Origin of the sequence: Stenotrophomonas sp. ISL-67, from assembly GCF_018612915.1 — a bacterium.
Lineage (GTDB): Bacteria > Pseudomonadota > Gammaproteobacteria > Xanthomonadales > Xanthomonadaceae > Stenotrophomonas.
In genome coordinates this window covers 202,312-218,189 of record NZ_JAGGRL010000006.1, presented here as the reverse complement: position 1 = coordinate 218,189, position 15,878 = coordinate 202,312, and the positions used below count along the sequence as shown (strand labels likewise).

At 67.7% G+C, this 15,878-nt stretch carries 15 protein-coding genes; 12 read left to right on the top strand and 3 right to left on the bottom strand.

Annotated features, from left to right (window positions below; genetic code table 11):
- Positions 1–368 precede the first annotated feature (368 nt).
- From J7J08_RS08715 to J7J08_RS08700, 4 genes are all read left to right on the top strand, one after another.
- The gene (locus tag J7J08_RS08715; protein ID WP_214904034.1) at positions 369–3,212 is read left to right on the top strand and encodes a pitrilysin family protein; all 2,844 of its coding nucleotides are present in this window, start codon (positions 369–371) and stop codon (positions 3,210–3,212) included.
- 287 nt (positions 3,213–3,499) lie between these two features.
- Complete coding sequence (locus tag J7J08_RS08710; RefSeq protein WP_214904032.1) at positions 3,500–3,817, top strand: DUF4156 domain-containing protein; 318 nt, start codon at positions 3,500–3,502, stop codon at positions 3,815–3,817.
- 113 nt (positions 3,818–3,930) lie between these two features.
- Positions 3,931–4,947 carry a 3-oxoacyl-ACP synthase III gene (locus tag J7J08_RS08705; protein ID WP_214904030.1) on the top strand — a complete coding sequence of 339 codons (1,017 nt, stop codon included), beginning with the start codon at positions 3,931–3,933 and terminating at the stop codon, positions 4,945–4,947.
- Between the two features lie 80 nt (positions 4,948–5,027).
- Entirely contained in the window at positions 5,028–5,918 is an 891-nt protein-coding gene (locus tag J7J08_RS08700) for an alpha/beta fold hydrolase (protein WP_214904028.1), read from the top strand.
- Between the two features lie 139 nt (positions 5,919–6,057).
- Here the strand turns inward: J7J08_RS08700 and J7J08_RS08695 are convergent, their stop codons facing one another.
- On the bottom strand, positions 6,058–6,426 hold the full coding sequence (locus J7J08_RS08695; RefSeq protein WP_214904027.1) for a YkgJ family cysteine cluster protein: 369 nt from the start codon (positions 6,424–6,426) through the stop codon (positions 6,058–6,060).
- A 112-nt stretch (positions 6,427–6,538) separates the two neighbouring features.
- Between J7J08_RS08695 and oleC the strand changes: the two genes are divergently transcribed.
- From oleC to J7J08_RS08680, 3 genes are all read left to right on the top strand, one after another.
- Positions 6,539–8,194, top strand: coding sequence for an olefin beta-lactone synthetase (oleC, locus tag J7J08_RS08690; RefSeq protein ID WP_214904026.1), 1,656 nt, complete (start codon positions 6,539–6,541; stop codon positions 8,192–8,194).
- Positions 8,191–9,201, top strand: a complete 1,011-nt coding sequence (gene oleD, locus J7J08_RS08685; RefSeq protein ID WP_214904025.1) for a 2-alkyl-3-oxoalkanoate reductase — start codon at positions 8,191–8,193, stop codon at positions 9,199–9,201. Before oleC ends, oleD begins: the two co-directional genes overlap by 4 nt.
- A gap of 61 nt (positions 9,202–9,262) precedes the next feature.
- Entirely contained in the window at positions 9,263–9,418 is a 156-nt protein-coding gene (locus J7J08_RS08680; RefSeq protein ID WP_214904138.1) for a DUF1328 domain-containing protein, read from the top strand.
- Between the two features lie 181 nt (positions 9,419–9,599).
- On the opposite strand, the gene ddlA is transcribed toward J7J08_RS08680, so the two are convergent.
- Positions 9,600–10,703: a D-alanine--D-alanine ligase gene (ddlA, locus tag J7J08_RS08675; protein ID WP_214904023.1), complete on the bottom strand. Its 1,104-nt coding sequence runs from the start codon at positions 10,701–10,703 to the stop codon at positions 9,600–9,602.
- A gap of 192 nt (positions 10,704–10,895) precedes the next feature.
- Here ddlA and J7J08_RS08670 point away from each other — a divergent pair, with 192 nt between their 5' ends.
- Genes J7J08_RS08670 through J7J08_RS08660 form a run of 3 tightly spaced genes read left to right on the top strand, consistent with a single transcriptional unit; the run spans position 10,896 to position 13,926 of the window.
- Entirely contained in the window at positions 10,896–11,537 is a 642-nt protein-coding gene (locus J7J08_RS08670) for an SCP2 sterol-binding domain-containing protein (RefSeq protein ID WP_214904021.1), read from the top strand.
- Entirely contained in the window at positions 11,534–13,192 is a 1,659-nt protein-coding gene (gene ubiB / locus J7J08_RS08665) for a ubiquinone biosynthesis regulatory protein kinase UbiB (protein ID WP_214904019.1), read from the top strand. The genes J7J08_RS08670 and ubiB overlap by 4 nt, the downstream gene beginning before the upstream one ends.
- An 11-nt stretch (positions 13,193–13,203) precedes the next feature.
- Positions 13,204–13,926, top strand: coding sequence for a pseudouridine synthase (locus J7J08_RS08660; RefSeq protein WP_214904136.1), 723 nt, complete (start codon positions 13,204–13,206; stop codon positions 13,924–13,926).
- Between the two features lie 123 nt (positions 13,927–14,049).
- Here the strand turns inward: J7J08_RS08660 and J7J08_RS08655 are convergent, their stop codons facing one another.
- A complete protein-coding gene (locus tag J7J08_RS08655; RefSeq protein ID WP_214904016.1) occupies positions 14,050–14,598 on the bottom strand; it encodes a DUF2059 domain-containing protein in 549 nt (182 codons plus the stop codon).
- Positions 14,599–14,797: 199 nt separating this feature from the next.
- Between J7J08_RS08655 and arfB the strand changes: the two genes are divergently transcribed.
- Together arfB and J7J08_RS08645 are read left to right on the top strand one after the other, a co-directional pair.
- Entirely contained in the window at positions 14,798–15,229 is a 432-nt protein-coding gene (arfB, locus tag J7J08_RS08650; RefSeq protein ID WP_214904013.1) for an alternative ribosome rescue aminoacyl-tRNA hydrolase ArfB, read from the top strand.
- Positions 15,230–15,275: 46 nt separating this feature from the next.
- A complete protein-coding gene (locus tag J7J08_RS08645; RefSeq protein WP_251006530.1) occupies positions 15,276–15,836 on the top strand; it encodes a lysophospholipid acyltransferase family protein in 561 nt (186 codons plus the stop codon).
- The last annotated feature ends 42 nt before the right edge of the window (positions 15,837–15,878 follow it).

Sequence of the window (15,878 nt, the reverse complement as noted above, 5' to 3'; positions counted from 1 at the left end):
AGTAAGGTAGTACACCGAATCTGGGGATGCAAGAGAAATTTTCAGATTCCGTGTTGCGTTCAGCGATCAGTCAGCTTGTGTTTGATCGCGTTCTTTCCGCACCGGGATGCAAGCAGGCACCGTGCCAACTTTTAGTTGTTGATTTGAAAGGGTTTTGTTCGGGTCGCGGAGTGTCCGCTGTCCGGACACCTGTCCGATCCGGCTGTGCGCAACTGTCCGGACGGGGGTTCAGGTAGCCGCTGATGGGCTCCGCCCGGTGTAGGGATTGCCCGGAAAGTTCCCCTACATGGGCAATGACTGTTGGCCGATGCCCTTTCCCGGACTCCCGGGCTAGCATCTCGCTTCACTTTCATGACCAAGGAAACGGAATGACCGCCCAACTTCGACCGCGTGCCGCGCTGCTGGCTGTAGCGCTTTCCGCCGCCCTGGGCAGCCTTGCCCCGGCACCGGTGATGGCCAGGCCGGCCCAGGTCGCCAAGGTCGACATTCCGTACGAAGAATTCACCCTGCCCAACGGCCTGCGCGTGGTGGTGCACACCGACCGCAAGGCGCCGATCGTGGCGGTGAACATCTGGTACCACGTGGGCAGCAAGGACGAACCGGCCGGCCGCACCGGGTTTGCGCACCTGTTCGAACACCTGATGTTCCAGGGCAGCGAAAACCACGCCGGTGAATACTTCGAACCGTTCAAGCAGGTCGGCGTGACCGGCCAGAACGGCACCACCAACACCGACCGCACCAACTACTTCGAGAACGTGCCCACCACCGCGCTGGACATGGCGCTGTGGATGGAATCGGACCGCATGGGCCACCTGCTGGGCGCGATCGACCAGGCCGCACTCGACGAGCAGCGCGGCGTGGTGCAGAACGAAAAGCGCCAGGGCGAGAACCAGCCGTATGGGCAGGTGTGGGACAAGCTCACCCGTTCCATGTACCCCGAAGGCCACCCGTACCACCACAGCGTGATCGGGTCGATGAACGACCTCAACGCGGCTTCGCTGGACGACGTCAAGAACTGGTTCCGCACCTGGTACGGCCCCAACAACGCCGTGCTGGTGCTGGCCGGCGACATCGACGTCGCCACTGCCAAAGAGAAGGTTGCCCGGTACTTCGGCGACATCCCGGCCGGCCCGAGCATGGCCCAGCCGGCGGTCAACGTGGCCAAGCGCGAGAAATCCACCCGCGAAACCATGACCGACAAGGTGCCGCAGGCGCGCATCTACCGCGTCTGGAACGTCGCCCAGACCGGCACCACCGACATCGACCAGCTGCAGTTGTTCGCGCAGGTGCTGGGCGGGGCCAAGTCCTCGCGCCTGGACCAGCGCCTGCTGCACCAGGACAAGCTGGTGGACAACATCAGCGCTGGCGCCTACACCTCGCAGCTGGGCTCCAACTTCGTGATCATGGCCACGGTCAAGCAGGGCGTGGACCCGGCCAAGGTCGAGGCGATCATCGACGAGGAAGTGCGCCGCCTGGTCAAGGATGGCCCGACCGCCGATGAGCTGAGCCGCGGCAAGACCGCGTTCCGCGCCGGCTTCATTCGTGGCATCGAGCGCATCGGCGGGTTCGGCGGCAAGGCCGATGCCCTGGCCGAGTGCACCGTGTTCGAGGGCGACCCGGGCTGCTTCCGTCGTTCGCTGGCGAACATCGATGCGGCCAGCGCCGCTGACGTGCGCGCGGCCGGCGCCAAGTGGCTGGGGGTGGGCGACCACACCCTGGTGGTCGAACCCGGCGCGCGCGTGGCGCTGCCGGAGCTGCCGTCGGCCACCCCCAAGCCGTTCACCGTGCCGGGGGTGGACCCGAAGTTCACGACTGGCCCGACCGTGGTCGACCGCAGCACCGGCGTGCCGCAGACCAAAACCTTCCCCGAGTTGAAGTTCCCGGAGCTGCACCGCGCCACGCTCAAGAACGGTACCCAGGTCATCCTGGCCGAGCGCCATGACATTCCCGTGGTGCAGTTCAGCTATGAATTCCCCGGTGGCTTCACCGCCGACCAGGGCCGCAAGTCCGGCACCGCCAACTTCACCATGGACCTGATGGGCGAGGGCGCCGGCAAGCTGGGCGCGCTGCCGTTCGCCGATGCGGCTGACGCGCTGGGCGCCAGTCTGGGCGCGTCGGCCTCGCTGGACAGCGCCAGCGTCTACCTGTCGGCGCTGAAGGAAAACCTGGCCCCGTCGCTGGCGCTGTACGCGGACATGCTGCGCCAGCCGCGCTTCGACCAGGCCGAGATCGACCGGGTCAAGGCGACCTGGATCGCCGGCATCCAGCAGGAGAAGGTCAACCCGAACGCCTCGGCAATGCGCGTGCTGCCCACCCTGCTGTACGGCGCCGGCCACCCGTACGCCATCCCGTTCACCGGCAGCGGCAACGAAGCCGACATCCAGTCGCTGACCCGTGCCGACCTGGTCGATTTCCACCGCGACTGGCTGCGTCCGGAGCAGGGCACCCTGATCGTGGTGGGCGACACCACCCTGAAGGAAATCGTGCCGCTGCTCGAGCGCCAGTTCGGCGACTGGAAGAGCAGCACCCCGGTGCCGCAGGCCAGGCCGCCGGTGGATGTCGCGCGGCCGGCCAAGGCCCGCGTCTACCTTATCGACCAGCCTGGCGCGGTGCAGGCCAACCTGTTTGCCGGCCAGGTCGTGCCGTCCACCATCGACCCGGGCGCCACCCGCTTCGACATCGCCAACGGCGTGCTGGGTGGCGACTTCACCTCGCGCCTGAACATGAACCTGCGCGAGGAGAAGCACTGGTCCTACGGCGCGCGCACCATGGCCAGCAGCACCCTGGGCCAGCGCCCGTGGATGGCCGTGGCGCCCGTGCAGATCGACAAGACCGCCGAGGCGATGAAGGAGATGCAGAAGGAGATTGCCGATTTCGCCTCCGGCGCCGAAACGATCACCCCGGCCGAAGTCACCCGCATCCGCAACATCCAGAACCTGAGCCTGCCGGGGGCCTACGAGACCGCCAGCGCGGTGCTGGGCACCATCAGCGGCATCGTCCGCTACCAGCGCCCGGACGACTACGTGTTCAAGCGCAAGGCCGAGATCGAAGCGATGACCCCGGCCCAGGTGCAGCAGGCGGCCGCCGCGCTGGATCCGAAGACCCTCACCTGGGTGGTGGTGGGCGACCTGAAGCAGACCGAAGCCCCGGTGCGCGCGCTGAACCTGGGCGAGGTGACGATCATTGATGCCGACGGCAAGCCGGTTCCGTAACGGCTGACGGGTGGCTTCGGTGGGTGCAAACGCCGGTCGCGGTAATTCGACCGGCGTTTATCCGGCTTCGGATGGCTGGGCCGCGCTGCGCGCGGTGTCCGGCCAACGGCCGGACCTACGAATTGTTACGTGGTGGTTGGGATCTGGATCAATCAACCAGCGGCTCCGGACAGTTCGATTTGCGCCGTCCGGGTAGCGCCGGCCGTTGGCCGGCCCTCGGAATCCATCTACCCGCGATTCAGCCCGTTCAGGCACACTTCCATCCTGCCCTTCATGAGCCTCCCACCATGCGCCTTGTCCTGCTCTCCGCCCTTGTACTCAGCGCCACCGCCTGTACCTGGGTGCCGATCGAACCGGTGGGCAAGGTCGTGCGGGTGCTGCCGGCCGGGCCGGTTCCCACCGGCTGCGTGAACAAGGGCGAGGTGGTGGTCACGGTCAAGAGCAAGGTGGGCTTCTACAACCGCAACCCGCTGCGCGTGCAGGACGAGCTGGAGACCCTGGCCCGCAACGAGGCTCCCAGCGCCGGTGCCAACGCGGTCCAGGCCTCGGGCCAACCGGCCGATGGCAGCCAGCGGTTCGCTGCCTTCCAGTGCCCGCCACGCTGAACCCGTCAGGTCCGGGCCCGTACCATACGCCCGGACGTGAATTCGTAAAGGTGCGGTGAAGGCGCGGGGGGCTTACAATAGCGCCCCCTTTGCCTGAGCCTTGGCGCTAACTGATGCTCTTCAAGAATGTATCGATCGCCGGCCTGGCGCACATCGACGCGCCGCACACGCTGACGTCCAAGGAAATCAACGAACGTCTGCAGCCGACGCTGGATCGTCTGGGCATCCGTACCGACGTGCTGGGCGATATCGCCGGCATCCACGCCCGCCGTCTGTGGGATGCGGACATGCTCGCTTCCGACGCCGCGACCCTGGCTGCCCGCAAGGCGCTGGAAGACGCCGGCATCGGCGCCGACAAGATCGGCCTGCTGGTCAACACCTCGGTCAGCCGCGACTACCTGGAGCCGTCCACGGCCAGCATCGTCTCGGGCAACCTGGGGGTGGGCGACGAGTGCATGACCTTCGACGTCGCCAATGCCTGCCTGGCCTTCATCAACGGCATGGACATCGCCGCCCGCATGCTTGAGCGCGGCGAGATCGATTACGCGCTGATCGTCGATGGCGAAACCGCCAACCTGGTCTACGAGAAGACCCTCGAGCGCATGGCCCTGCCGGGCGTGACCGCCGACGACTTCCGCAACGAGATGGCCGCCCTGACCCTGGGCTGCGGCGCGGCCGCCATGGTGATGGCGCGCACCGAGCTGGTGCCCGACGCGCCGCGTTACCGCGGTGGCGTGACCCGCTCGGCCACCGAGTGGAACCAGCTGTGCCGCGGCAACCTGGACCGCATGGTCACCGACACCCGCATGCTGCTGATCGAAGGCATCAAGCTGGCCCAGAAGACCTTCCTGGCCGCCCGTGAAGCGCTCGGCTGGGCGGTGGAGGAACTGGACCAGTTCGTCATCCACCAGGTCAGCCAGCCGCACACCGCCGCCTTCATCAAGAACTTCGGCATCGACCCGAAGAAGGTGATGACCATCTTCGGTGAGCACGGCAACATCGGCCCGGCCTCGGTGCCGATCGTGCTGAGCAAGCTCAAGGAGCTGGGCCGCCTGAAGAAGGGCGACCGCATCGCGCTGCTCGGCATCGGCTCGGGCCTGAACTGCTCGATGGCCGAAGTGGTCTGGTAAGCGGCCACTACAGCGCTGCTGCGCGGTTCTTCCCATACTCGAGGGCCGGTTCTACCGGCCCTTTTCACAGGTGCGCTTCCATGCCCATGCTTCCCGGTTACCCCGCCCATCCCCAGCGTTTCGAAGTCCGCCCGGGCCTGACGATGGGCTATCTCGACGAAGGCCCGCGCGATGGCGAGGTGGTGGTGATGGTCCACGGCAACCCGTCGTGGAGCTATTACTGGCGCACCCTGGTGGCCGGGTTGTCGGACCGCTACCGCTGCATCGTGCCCGACCACATCGGCATGGGCCTGTCGGACAAGCCCGATGACGCGCACTACGAGTACACCCTGCAGTCGCGCGTGGATGACCTGGACGCGCTGCTGGTACATCTGGGCATCACCGGCCCGGTCACCCTGGCCGTGCACGACTGGGGCGGCATGATCGGCTTCGGCTGGGCGCTGTCGCACCATGCGCAGGTCCAGCGCCTGGTGGTGCTCAACACCGCCGCGTTCCCGATGCCGGCCGCCAAGCAGATGCCGTGGCAGATCGCGCTGGGCCGGCATTGGAAGATCGGCGAGTGGATCATCCGCACCTTCAACGCGTTCTCGTCCGGTGCCTCGTGGCTGGGCGTGGAGCGGAAGATGCCGGCCGACGTGCGCCGCGCCTACGTGTCGCCGTACAACAGCTACGCCAACCGGATCAGCACCATCCGCTTCATGCAGGACATTCCGCTGGGCCCGGCCGACAAGGCCTGGTCGCTGCTGGAACGTGCCGGCCAGGCGCTGCCCTCGTTCGCCGACCGCCCGGCGTTCATCGGCTGGGGCCTGCGCGACTTCGTGTTCGACCACCACTTCCTGGCGGGCTTCCAGGCCGCGCTCCCGCAGGCGCAGGTGCATGCCTTCGAGGACGCCGGGCATTACGTGCTGGAAGACAAGCATGAAGTGCTGGTGCCGGAGATCCGCGCGTTCCTGGACAAAAATCCGGTCTGATCCGCCGGAAAACCGCGTGTTCCCCGACAAACATCCGGTTTGTCCGGTAGCGCCGGCCGTTGGCCGGCCCTCGTGAACGCTGGCCGCATCCGTGGGCCGGCCAACGGCCGGCGCTACCCGACCGAACAAGGCATGCTTTTTACGCGGCGTCCGGCGTGTCCCGCCACACCCAGCTGTCCAGGCTCAACGCCGGCAGCCCATGAATCGCCCGCGCCTTGTCGCACTGCGGGCTGGCCTTGCCGTACTCCCACGACGCATCCACCTCGCGGCACACGCTGGGGCGGTTGGGGTGGATGCTGCAGCGCGAAAACACGCCGATCTCCGCATCCAGCGCCACGCAGCGCACCGGCGTGGAATGGGTGCCGCGCATGCACAGGCGGTGCGGGTCCAGCACCAGGGTCAGCGCGTGGGGCACCCCGCCGGGGGTGACCTCGTCCGATTCCATCCAGTGGAAAGCCACGCGGTACTGGGTACAGCACGCGCCGCAGGTCATGCAGGGATGGGACATGGGTAGGGGCCGGTAGATCCACGCGCTGCGTGGATGGGGGACAACGAGGTGGCGAATTTTCCACGGCTGCAGCCGCCGCGCAAGATTTTTCTGCAGCGGCGACAATGAACGGATGAACAGCCCGATCAACATCGCCGCACGCCTGCCCCAACTGGCCCGCGAACGCCCCGACCAGATCGCCATCCGCTGCCCCGGCAAGCCCGGCCCGGACGGCATGGCGCGCTATGACGTGACCCTGGATTACCGCACCCTGGATGCCCGCAGCGACGCCATGGCGGCCGGCCTGGCCGCCTACGGGATCGGCCGTGGGGTGCGTGCGGTGGTGATGGTGCGGCCCTCGCCGGCGTTCTTCCTGCTGATGTTCGCGCTGTTCAAGAACGGCGCGGTGCCGGTACTGGTCGACCCAGGCATCGACAAGCGCGCGCTGAAGCAGTGCCTGGACGAAGCCCAGCCGCAGGCCTTCATCGGCATCGGCCTGGCTCACCTCGCGCGGCGGGTGCTGCGCTGGTGCCCGTCTGCCACGCGCCTGGTCACGGTCGGTCGACGCTGGGGTTGGGGGGGCACCACCCTGGATCGGTTGGAGCTGCAGGGCGCGCGCCAGCCGCAGCCGATGGCCGCCACCGATGGCGAGGATGTCGCCGCCCTCCTGTTCACCAGCGGCTCCACCGGTGTGCCCAAGGGCGTGGTCTACCGCCACCGCCATTTCGTTGGCCAGGTGGACCTGCTGCGCTCGGCCTTCGGGATGGAGGCCGGTGGGGTCGACCTGCCGACCTTCCCGCCCTTCGCGCTGTTCGATCCGGCGCTGGGGCTGACCTCGGTCATCCCGGACATGGACCCGACCCGCCCGGCCAAGGCCGACCCGCGCAAGCTGCACGACGCGATCACCCGCTTCGGGGTGACCCAGTTGTTCGGCTCGCCCGCGCTGATCCGGGTGCTGGCCGACCATGGCCAGCCGCTGCCCGGCGTGCGCCGGGTGACCTCGGCCGGCGCGCCGGTGCCGCCGGACGTGGTGGCGCGCATCCGCAGGCTGCTGCCCGACGATGCCCAGTTCTGGACCCCCTACGGCGCCACCGAATGCCTGCCGGTGGCGGTGATCGAAGGCCGCGAGCTGGAAAGCACCCGCCAGGCCACCGAGGCCGGCGCCGGCACCTGCGTGGGCCGGGTAGTGGCACCCAACGAGGTGCGCATCATCGCCATCGATGACGCGCCGCTGCCGGACTGGTCTCAGGCGCGCGAGGTCGCGCAGGGTGTGGTGGGCGAAATCACCGTGGCCGGCCCGACCGCCACCGACAGCTACTTCAACCGCCCGCAGGCCACTGCGGCGGCCAAGATCACCGAGACCCGCGCCGACGGCAGCACCCGCGTGGTGCACCGCATGGGCGATGTCGGCTACTTCGATGCGGAGGGCCGGTTGTGGTTCTGCGGACGCAAGACCCAGCGCCTGGAAACCGCGCACGGCCCGCTGTACACCGAACAGGTGGAGCCGGTGTTCAACGCGTTGGACGGCATCGCCCGCACCGCGCTGGTCGGGGTCGGCGCGGGCGGTGCGCAGCTGCCGGTGCTCTGCTATGAACTGCAATCAGGCACGGCCGATTCGCTGGCCCTGCAGCAGCGGCTGCGCGACGAAGCGGCCGCGCATGCCGGCACCGTGCGCATCGAACGCTTCCTGCTGCACCCCGGCTTCCCGGTCGATATCCGCCACAACGCCAAGATCGGCCGCGAGAAGCTCGCGGCCTGGGCCGCAACCCGCATGGAACAACCCGCATGAAGATCCTTGTCACCGGTGGTGGTGGTTTCCTTGGCCAGGCGCTGTGCCGTGGCCTGGTCGCGCGCGGCCATGAGGTGCTGAGTTTCAACCGCGGCGACTACCCGCCGCTGGCTGCGCTGGGCGTGGGCCAGATCCGCGGCGACCTGGCCGACGCCGACGCAGTGCGCCACGCAGTGGCCGGGGTGGATGCGGTCTTCCACAACGGTGCCAAGGCCGGCGCGTGGGGCAGCTTTGATAGCTACCACCTGGCCAACGTGGTCGGTACCGACAACGTCATCGCCGCCTGCCGCACGCATGGCGTGCGCGCGCTGGTGTACACCTCCACGCCGAGTGTCACCCACCGCGCCACCCATCCGGTGGAAGGCCTGGGCGCCGACGAGGTGCCGTACGGCGAAAACTTCCAGGCCCCGTATGCAGCCACCAAGACCATCGCCGAGCAACACGTGCTGGCCGCCAACGACGCCACCCTGGCGACCGTGGCGCTGCGCCCGCGATTGATCTGGGGCCCGGGCGACCAGCAGCTGGTGCCGCGCCTGGCCGAACGTGCCCGCGCCGGGCGTCTGCGCTTTGTTGGCGATGGAACGAACCTGGTCGATACCACCTACATCGACAACGCGGCGCTGGCCCACTTCCTGGCCTTCGAACACCTGGCCCCGGGCGCTGCGTGTGCCGGCAAGGCGTACTTCATTTCCAACGGCGAGCCGCTGCCGATGCGCGAGCTGCTCAACAAGCTGATGGCCGCGGTCGGCGCGCCGGCAGTGGAGAAGTCGATCAGCTTCAAGACCGCTTACCGCATCGGCGCGGTGGCGGAACGGCTGTGGCCGCTGCTGCGTCTGCGTGGCGAACCGCCGATGACCCGCTTCCTTGCCGAGCAGCTGTGCACGCCGCACTGGTACAGCATGGAACCGGCGCGGCGCGACTTCGGTTACGTGCCACAGGTCAGCATTGACGAAGGTCTCACGAGGCTGAAGGCTTCATCGCGCGGCGAGGAAGCCATCACTTCCTGAACACCGGGGCTTGGTGAAGATGGCAGCACGCCAATCCGGCACGCACGACGCGAGGATCGACATGCTGCATTACGCCGTAATCTTTTTCGTTATCGCCATCATTGCGGCGGTGCTCGGCTTCTCCGGCATCGCCGGTACTGCCAGCAACATTGCCTGGATCCTGTTCGTGGTGTTCCTGATCCTGGCCATTGTTTCGATGTTCCGTAAGCGAGGGTAGTGCGCAGGCCGGCATGATCCAGCGCAATCCGCCGAGGGCCTGGCGTTCGAAAGAGCGCCAGGCCCTCGTTGCGTTGGGCCCTGGTCTGCAGGACGCGTAGAGCCACGCCCTGCGTGGCTGGAATTGCCGACGGTGCGTCAGCCACGCAGGGTGTGGCGCTACGTCCCAGACCGCCCGCGGTTCAGGGCGCCCCGATCGAGCTGCGCAATGCGCGCTCGCTGGCATGGCGCTCCAGCGCCAACTCCAGCAGCCGGGTGATCAGCGCGGTGTAATCCAGGCCACTGGCAGCCCACAGCTTTGGGTACATGCTGATCCGGGTAAAGCCGGGCAGGGTGTTGATCTCGTTGATGACGACCTCACCGTTGCCGGTGAGGAACACATCCACCCGCGCCAGTCCGGCGCAGTCCAGCGCCTGGTAGGCGCGCACCGCGATGTCGCGGATGCGCTGCTGGTCGGCCGCACTGATGTCGGCGGGAACCACCACATCCGCGCCGTTCTCGCTGATGTACTTGGTGTCGTACGAATAGAACTCGTCATGTACCACCACTTCGCCGCACACGCTCGCCTCGGGCGCTGCATTGCCCAGCACCGCGCATTCGATCTCGCGGCCGTCGATGGCAGATTCCACCAGCGCCTTGTGGTCGTAGTCCAGCGCCAGTGCCAGCGCCTCCTGGAATTCCTGCGCGCTGCGCACCTTGCTTACGCCCACCGACGAACCCTGGTTGGCGGGTTTGACGAACAGCGGGCTGCCCAGCTTCGCTGCAAGCGCGGCGTAGTCGGCAGAACCGGCGGTGGCCCGCGTGAAGCAGGCGAATGGTGCCACCGCCAGCCCGGCGTCACGCAGCAGGCGCTTGGCCACATCCTTGTCCATCGCCACCGCAGAGCCCAGTACGCCGGAGCCGACGAAGGGCAGGTTGGCCATGCGCAGCAGTCCCTGCAGCGAGCCGTCCTCGCCCAGCGTGCCATGCACGATCGGGAACACCACATCGATCTGGGCCAGCGCAGCGGCCGGGGTGGCCGGCACCAGCTGCTGGCGCTCGGCGCCGGGCAGCACCGCCACGCCCTGGCCGGAGCGGTTCAGCGCGATGCGCGCGGGGTCGGCGGCGTGCAGCAGGAATCCGTCCGGGTCGCTCACGTGCCACTGGCCCTGCTTGTCGATGCCGATCAGGGTGACCTCGAAGCGGTCCTTGTCCAGCGCATCCAGAATGTTCTTCGCCGACTGCAGCGAAACCTCGTGTTCGGCCGAACGGCCACCGAAAATGATGCCTACCCGGATCTTGCCCATGCCTGCCGCCACTCCTGCCATACGTGTGACGATTGTAGAGCCACGCCCTGCGTGGCTGGAATCGCCGACGGTGCTTCAGCCACGCAGGGCGTGGCTCTACGCCAGAATGGGCAGGCCGCAGCAACATCACGCCCTATGCGTGTGGCGACGCGTTCATCGGAACGGCGGGTCCGGCGCGGGTAGAATGACGCAATGCCCCGCTCCCTGCTCTCCTCCCTCAAGCCCCTGGCTGGCAACGCGCTGCAGCTCGCGCTCAACCGCACCCTGGCGCTGGACCCCGATACCCGCCGCGCGCTGGCCGCGCTGGATGGCCGCCACATCGCCCTGACCCTGGAATCGCCCGCGCTGGCGATGCGGATCGGGGTCGATGGCGAGCGCCTCACCGTGGGCCCGGTAGACCCGCAGCAGGAGCCGGACCTGGCCGTGCGCAGCACGCTGGGGGGAGTGCTGGCGCAGCTGCCGTTGCTGGCCAACGCGCGCCGTGGCGGTGATGCTCCGGCGGGGCGGGTCAAGGTGTCCGGCGATGCCGAACTGGCGCGCCGCCTGCAGCAGCTGGCCAGCCGTTTCGACCCGGACTGGCAGCTGCCGTTCGTGCGGGTGTTTGGCGAAATTCTGGGCGTGCAGGTGGCCAATGCGCTGCGTTCGGCCCTGCAGCATGCGCGCCGTGGCGCGTCCGACCTGGCGCACAGCGCCGCCGATTTTGTCACCGAGGAGTCGCGCGACGTGGTAGCCCGAGCCGAGCTGGATGCCTTCCACGACGATGTGGATGTGATGCGCGACGACGTCGAACGCATCGCCGCCCGCGTGCAGCGGCTTGCCCAGGTGCGCGCATGAAGGCGGTGTTCCGGGCAAGCCGCATTGGTCGGGTGATCCTGCGCTACCGCCTGGACGACCTGCTGGAAGGTACCCCGCTGGAAGGCTGGCTGCGCCTGGCCAAGCCATTCGTGCCGCGTGCCTCGGCCGACATTGCCGCGCAGTCGCGGGGCGCGCGCCTGCGCCTGGCACTGCAGGACCTGGGCCCGATCTTCGTCAAGTTCGGTCAGATCCTGTCCACCCGTCGCGACCTGATTCCGGCCGATATCGCCAACGAACTCACCTTGCTGCAGGACCGGGTCAAGCCGTTCGATGGCGCCACCGCACAGCGCATCGTGGAACAGGCACTGGGCCGCCCGGTCGCCGAGGCGTTCGCCAGCTTCGACCTGCAGCCGCTGGCCTCGGCCTCGATCGCCCAGGTCCATGCGGCCACGCTGGCCGATGGCCGCCAGGTGGTGGTCAAGGTGTTGCGCCCGGATATCGAAAAGCAGATCGACGCCGACATCGCGCTGCTCAAGTCGGCTGCCGCGCTGGTCGAACGCACCCACCCGCGCGCCGACAAGATCCGTCCGCGCGAAGTGGTGGCCGAAGTCGAAAACACCCTGGCCGCCGAGCTGGACCTGCAGCGCGAAGGCGCCAATGCCAGCGTCCTGCGCCGCAACTGGGTGGACTCGGACGACCTGTACGTGCCCGAGGTGATCTGGAGCCACACCGCCGAGCGCGCGCTGACCCTGGAACGGGTGTGGGGTATTCCGTCGGACGACATCGCCGCGCTGGACAAGGCCGGCATCGACCGCAGGGCGCTCGCGGCCAAGGGCGTGCGCGTGTTCTACACCCAGGTGTTCCGCGACAACTTCTTCCACGCTGATGCGCACGCCGGCAACATCTGGGTCGACACCGATCCGGCGCGCCGCGACAACCCGCGCTTCATCGCGCTGGATTTCGGCATCATGGGCCAGCTGTCCGAAGAAGATCAGTACTACCTGGCCGAAAACTTCATGGCCATCTTCAACAAGGACTACCGGCGCATGGCCGAGCTCCACGTCGAAGCCGGCTGGATGCCCAACAACGTGCGCATCGATGAACTCGAAGCGGCCGCGCGTTCGGTATGCGAACCGTACTTCACCCGCCCGCTGTCGCAGATCTCGCTCGCCGAGGTGCTGATCAAGCTGTTCCGCGTGGCCCAGCGCTATGAGCTGACCCTGCAGCCACAGTTGATCCTGCTGCAGAAGACCCTGCTCAACATCGAAGGCGTGGGCCGCCAGCTGGATCCGGAACTGGATATCTGGGCGGTGGCGCGGCCGGTGCTGGAACGCATCCTGCGCGAGCGCTACAGCCCGCGCCGGGTGTTCAAGGAACTGCGCAAGCGCCTGCCGGAAATCATGACCCACACCCCGGACATGCCGCGCCTGGTGCACGCCTGGCTGCGCCAGCAGGTGGAAGGTGGGCATGAACTGTCGATGCGCTCGCAGGACCTGGTGGCGCTCAACACCAACCTGCAGAAGCTGCAGAAACGCGCGGTGGCTGCGATTGCCGGCGTCGGCCTGCTGATCGTCGCCGCCGTGCTCTACGGCATGCAGCCGGGCGGTTGGTATTTCGGCGATGCGCCGGTGTGGAGCTGGGTGAGTGGTGCGGCGGGCCTGTTCTCGCTGGCCAGCGCGTGGTGGCGCCGGTGACCGATATCGAGATGCCCGCCGACGCCGCGGTCGAGGCGCCGGTGGCGCTGCCGCCGCTGCAGCTGCTGCACGTGGACGAGCGCCTGGCGGTAGTGAACAAGCCTGCCGGGCTGATGGTCCACGACAGCAAACTGGCCCGCGGCGAGGATGATTTCCTCGCCGACCGCCTGCGCGAGCAGCTGGGCAGGCCGATCTTCCTGGTGCACCGCCTGGACCGCGCCACCAGCGGTTGCCTGCTGCTGGCCTTCGACCGCGAAAGCGCCAGCGTGCTGGGCAAATCGCTGATGGGCGGCGATGTCACCAAGGATTACCTGGCCATCTGCCGTGGTTGGCCGGCCGAAGCAGCGTTCACGGTTGACCACGACCTGGACGGCGGCCCGGGCAAGCCGGTGAAGAAGCAGGCCATCACCCATTTCCAGCGCGTGGCCGTGGGTGAAATCAGCGTGCCGGTTGGCGAGTTCGCCACCTCGCGCTACGCGCTGCTGCGCTGCCAGCCGCAGACCGGGCGCTTCCGCCAGATCCGCCGGCACCTCAAGCATCTCTCGCACCACCTGATCGGCGATACCAGCCACGGCGATGGCCGCCACAACCGCAGCTTCCGCATGCAGGGCATCCACCGCATGCTGCTGCACGCCGAACGCCTGCGTTTCCCGCATCCGGACGGCACGCCGATGGATGTCAGCGCGCCGGTCGAAGGCGAATTCCGCAAGGCGATGGATCTGTTCGGCTGGTAATGCCGGTGCCCGGGGCCGGGACCGCGGGGACACGCATGGCGTGTCACTACGCGGGATTGGCCGGGCTGATCGGGGCGTAGCGACACGCCATGCGTGTCCCACGCGCGCCCGGCAGCGTTCGACCTATCGGGTTGCCGGTGCCGGTGCTGCGGGCGTCTCGTTCACGATCGCTTCCAGGTCCTTCTGCAGGTCCACGAACAGCGGCTGCATCCGGTCCTGGATGGCCACCATTGCGTTCTGCATCAGCGCCGGGGTCTTGTCCAGCAGGCTCTGCCCGGCCGAACTCTCGTAGAACTCGGCCATGGCCAGTACGTCTTCCTTGGTGAAGGTTTTCTTGTAAAGGTCCACGTACATCGGCCGCAGCTGCTGCCATGACAGTGCCTTGCGAATGGTTTCACTGCTGCGCTGCTCGATCTTCTGCAGCTGCACCTTCTGCTGATCATCCAGCTTGCGCTGCTGCGCGATCTGCAGGAACTGCTGGCGCTGCATCTCCTCCATCCTGGGCACCATCGAATCCAGCATGTTCTGCGCGCGCGAAGCGGCCAGCAGGCGGTTGATGTCCGCATCCGACGGCGGCGCGGCCAGGGCCGGGGCGATGGCGGCCAGGCCCAACGCGAGGGTCAGGGCCAGGCGGGTCAGGCCACGGCGGGCCAGCGAGCGGGTCGAAATCATGTACGTGCATCCTGCGTTGCATGGAACGCCGAGCATACCTTTGATGCGGTCAAGCGGCCGTGCGTGCGTTGCAACCGCCGCCGCGCCCGCGACCGGGCGGTCGATTCCAGCCCGTACCCGGCTTTTGTATGCCTTATCGGCGTCATTGGTGAACATTGCGGTCACCTCAGGCAGCGATACTGCCTTTACAATGCCGCCCATGGGAAACGGGCCTGTCACCATCAACGCGCACCTGGCGATTCCGGACACGGAGATCGTCGAACGTTTCGTGCGCGCCAGCGGGGCCGGCGGGCAGAACGTGAACAAAGTGTCCAGCGCCGTCGAGCTGCGGTTCGACGTGGCCGGCTCGCCCTCGCTGCCCGAGCCGCTGCGCACCCGCCTGCTGGCGCGGCGCGACCGGCGCATGACCGGCGAGGGCGTGCTGGTCATCGATGCCCAGCGTTTCCGCACCCAGGACCGCAACCGCGAAGATGCGCGCGAACGCCTGGCCACCTTCATCCAGGCCAGCCTCAGCGTGCCCAAGCCGCGCGTGGCGACCAAGCCTTCATACGGCTCCAAGCTGCGCCGGCTGGATGAAAAAAAGGGCCGCGCGCAGATCAAGCGCGGCCGCACCACACGCAATTGGGAGTGATTGCTTGAACAACCGAAGTCCGCTGCTGCCGGCCGTGCCGCCCAACATGCCGCAGGTCAAACCGAACCGTTTCCTGCGCTGGCTGGCACGCTGCACGCTGCGCCTGGGCGGCTGGAAAGTCACCGGCACCTTCCCGGACGTGCCCAAGCTGGTCTTCATCGTCGCCCCGCACTCGTCCAACTGGGATGGATTCTGGGGCATGGCGGCCAAGATCGCGCTGGGCATGCAGGTGAAGGTGCTGGGCAAGGCCTCGCTGTTCTGGTGGCCGCTGTCGCCGCTGCTGCGCACCCTGGGGGTGATCCCGCTGGACCGCAGCTCGCCACAGGGCACGGTGGAGCAGGCGGTCAGCCTGCTGCGCAATTCCGACCGCCTGTGGTACGCCATCACCCCCGAGGGCACCCGCAAGGCGGTGACGAGCTGGAAAGCCGGCTTCCTGAAGATCGCCCGGATGGCCGACGTGCCGGTGCTGGCCTGCTACTTCCACTACCCGGAAAAGACCATCGGCATTGGCCCGCTGTTCTACTCCACCGGCGACGACGTGGCCGACATGGCCGCCATCCGCGAGTACTACCGCCCCTGGCAGGGCAAGAACCGCGGCACCGCCTGAGGCAAGCCCAGGCGCCACGTCCGGCACATGCCGGGCGCGGGC

Bases quoted from the DNA above. Each gene is read 5' to 3' on its own strand.
- J7J08_RS08705 (WP_214904030.1), top strand. From the start codon at position 3,931: ATGCTCTTCAAGAATGTATCGATCGCCGGCCTGGCGCACATCGACGCG.
- oleC (WP_214904026.1), top strand. From the start codon at position 6,539: ATGAACAGCCCGATCAACATCGCCGCACGCCTGCCCCAACTGGCCCGC.
- J7J08_RS08695 (WP_214904027.1), bottom strand. From the start codon at position 6,426: ATGTCCCATCCCTGCATGACCTGCGGCGCGTGCTGTACCCAGTACCGC.
- oleD (WP_214904025.1), top strand. From the start codon at position 8,191: ATGAAGATCCTTGTCACCGGTGGTGGTGGTTTCCTTGGCCAGGCGCTG.
- J7J08_RS08645 (WP_251006530.1), top strand. From the start codon at position 15,276: ATGCCGCAGGTCAAACCGAACCGTTTCCTGCGCTGGCTGGCACGCTGC.
- J7J08_RS08700 (WP_214904028.1), top strand. From the start codon at position 5,028: ATGCCCATGCTTCCCGGTTACCCCGCCCATCCCCAGCGTTTCGAAGTC.
- J7J08_RS08680 (WP_214904138.1), top strand. From the start codon at position 9,263: ATGCTGCATTACGCCGTAATCTTTTTCGTTATCGCCATCATTGCGGCG.
- J7J08_RS08715 (WP_214904034.1), top strand. From the start codon at position 369: ATGACCGCCCAACTTCGACCGCGTGCCGCGCTGCTGGCTGTAGCGCTT.
- J7J08_RS08710 (WP_214904032.1), top strand. From the start codon at position 3,500: ATGCGCCTTGTCCTGCTCTCCGCCCTTGTACTCAGCGCCACCGCCTGT.
- ddlA (WP_214904023.1), bottom strand. From the start codon at position 10,703: ATGGGCAAGATCCGGGTAGGCATCATTTTCGGTGGCCGTTCGGCCGAA.
- J7J08_RS08655 (WP_214904016.1), bottom strand. From the start codon at position 14,598: ATGATTTCGACCCGCTCGCTGGCCCGCCGTGGCCTGACCCGCCTGGCC.
- arfB (WP_214904013.1), top strand. From the start codon at position 14,798: ATGGGAAACGGGCCTGTCACCATCAACGCGCACCTGGCGATTCCGGAC.
- J7J08_RS08660 (WP_214904136.1), top strand. From the start codon at position 13,204: ATGCCCGCCGACGCCGCGGTCGAGGCGCCGGTGGCGCTGCCGCCGCTG.
- J7J08_RS08670 (WP_214904021.1), top strand. From the start codon at position 10,896: ATGCCCCGCTCCCTGCTCTCCTCCCTCAAGCCCCTGGCTGGCAACGCG.
- ubiB (WP_214904019.1), top strand. From the start codon at position 11,534: ATGAAGGCGGTGTTCCGGGCAAGCCGCATTGGTCGGGTGATCCTGCGC.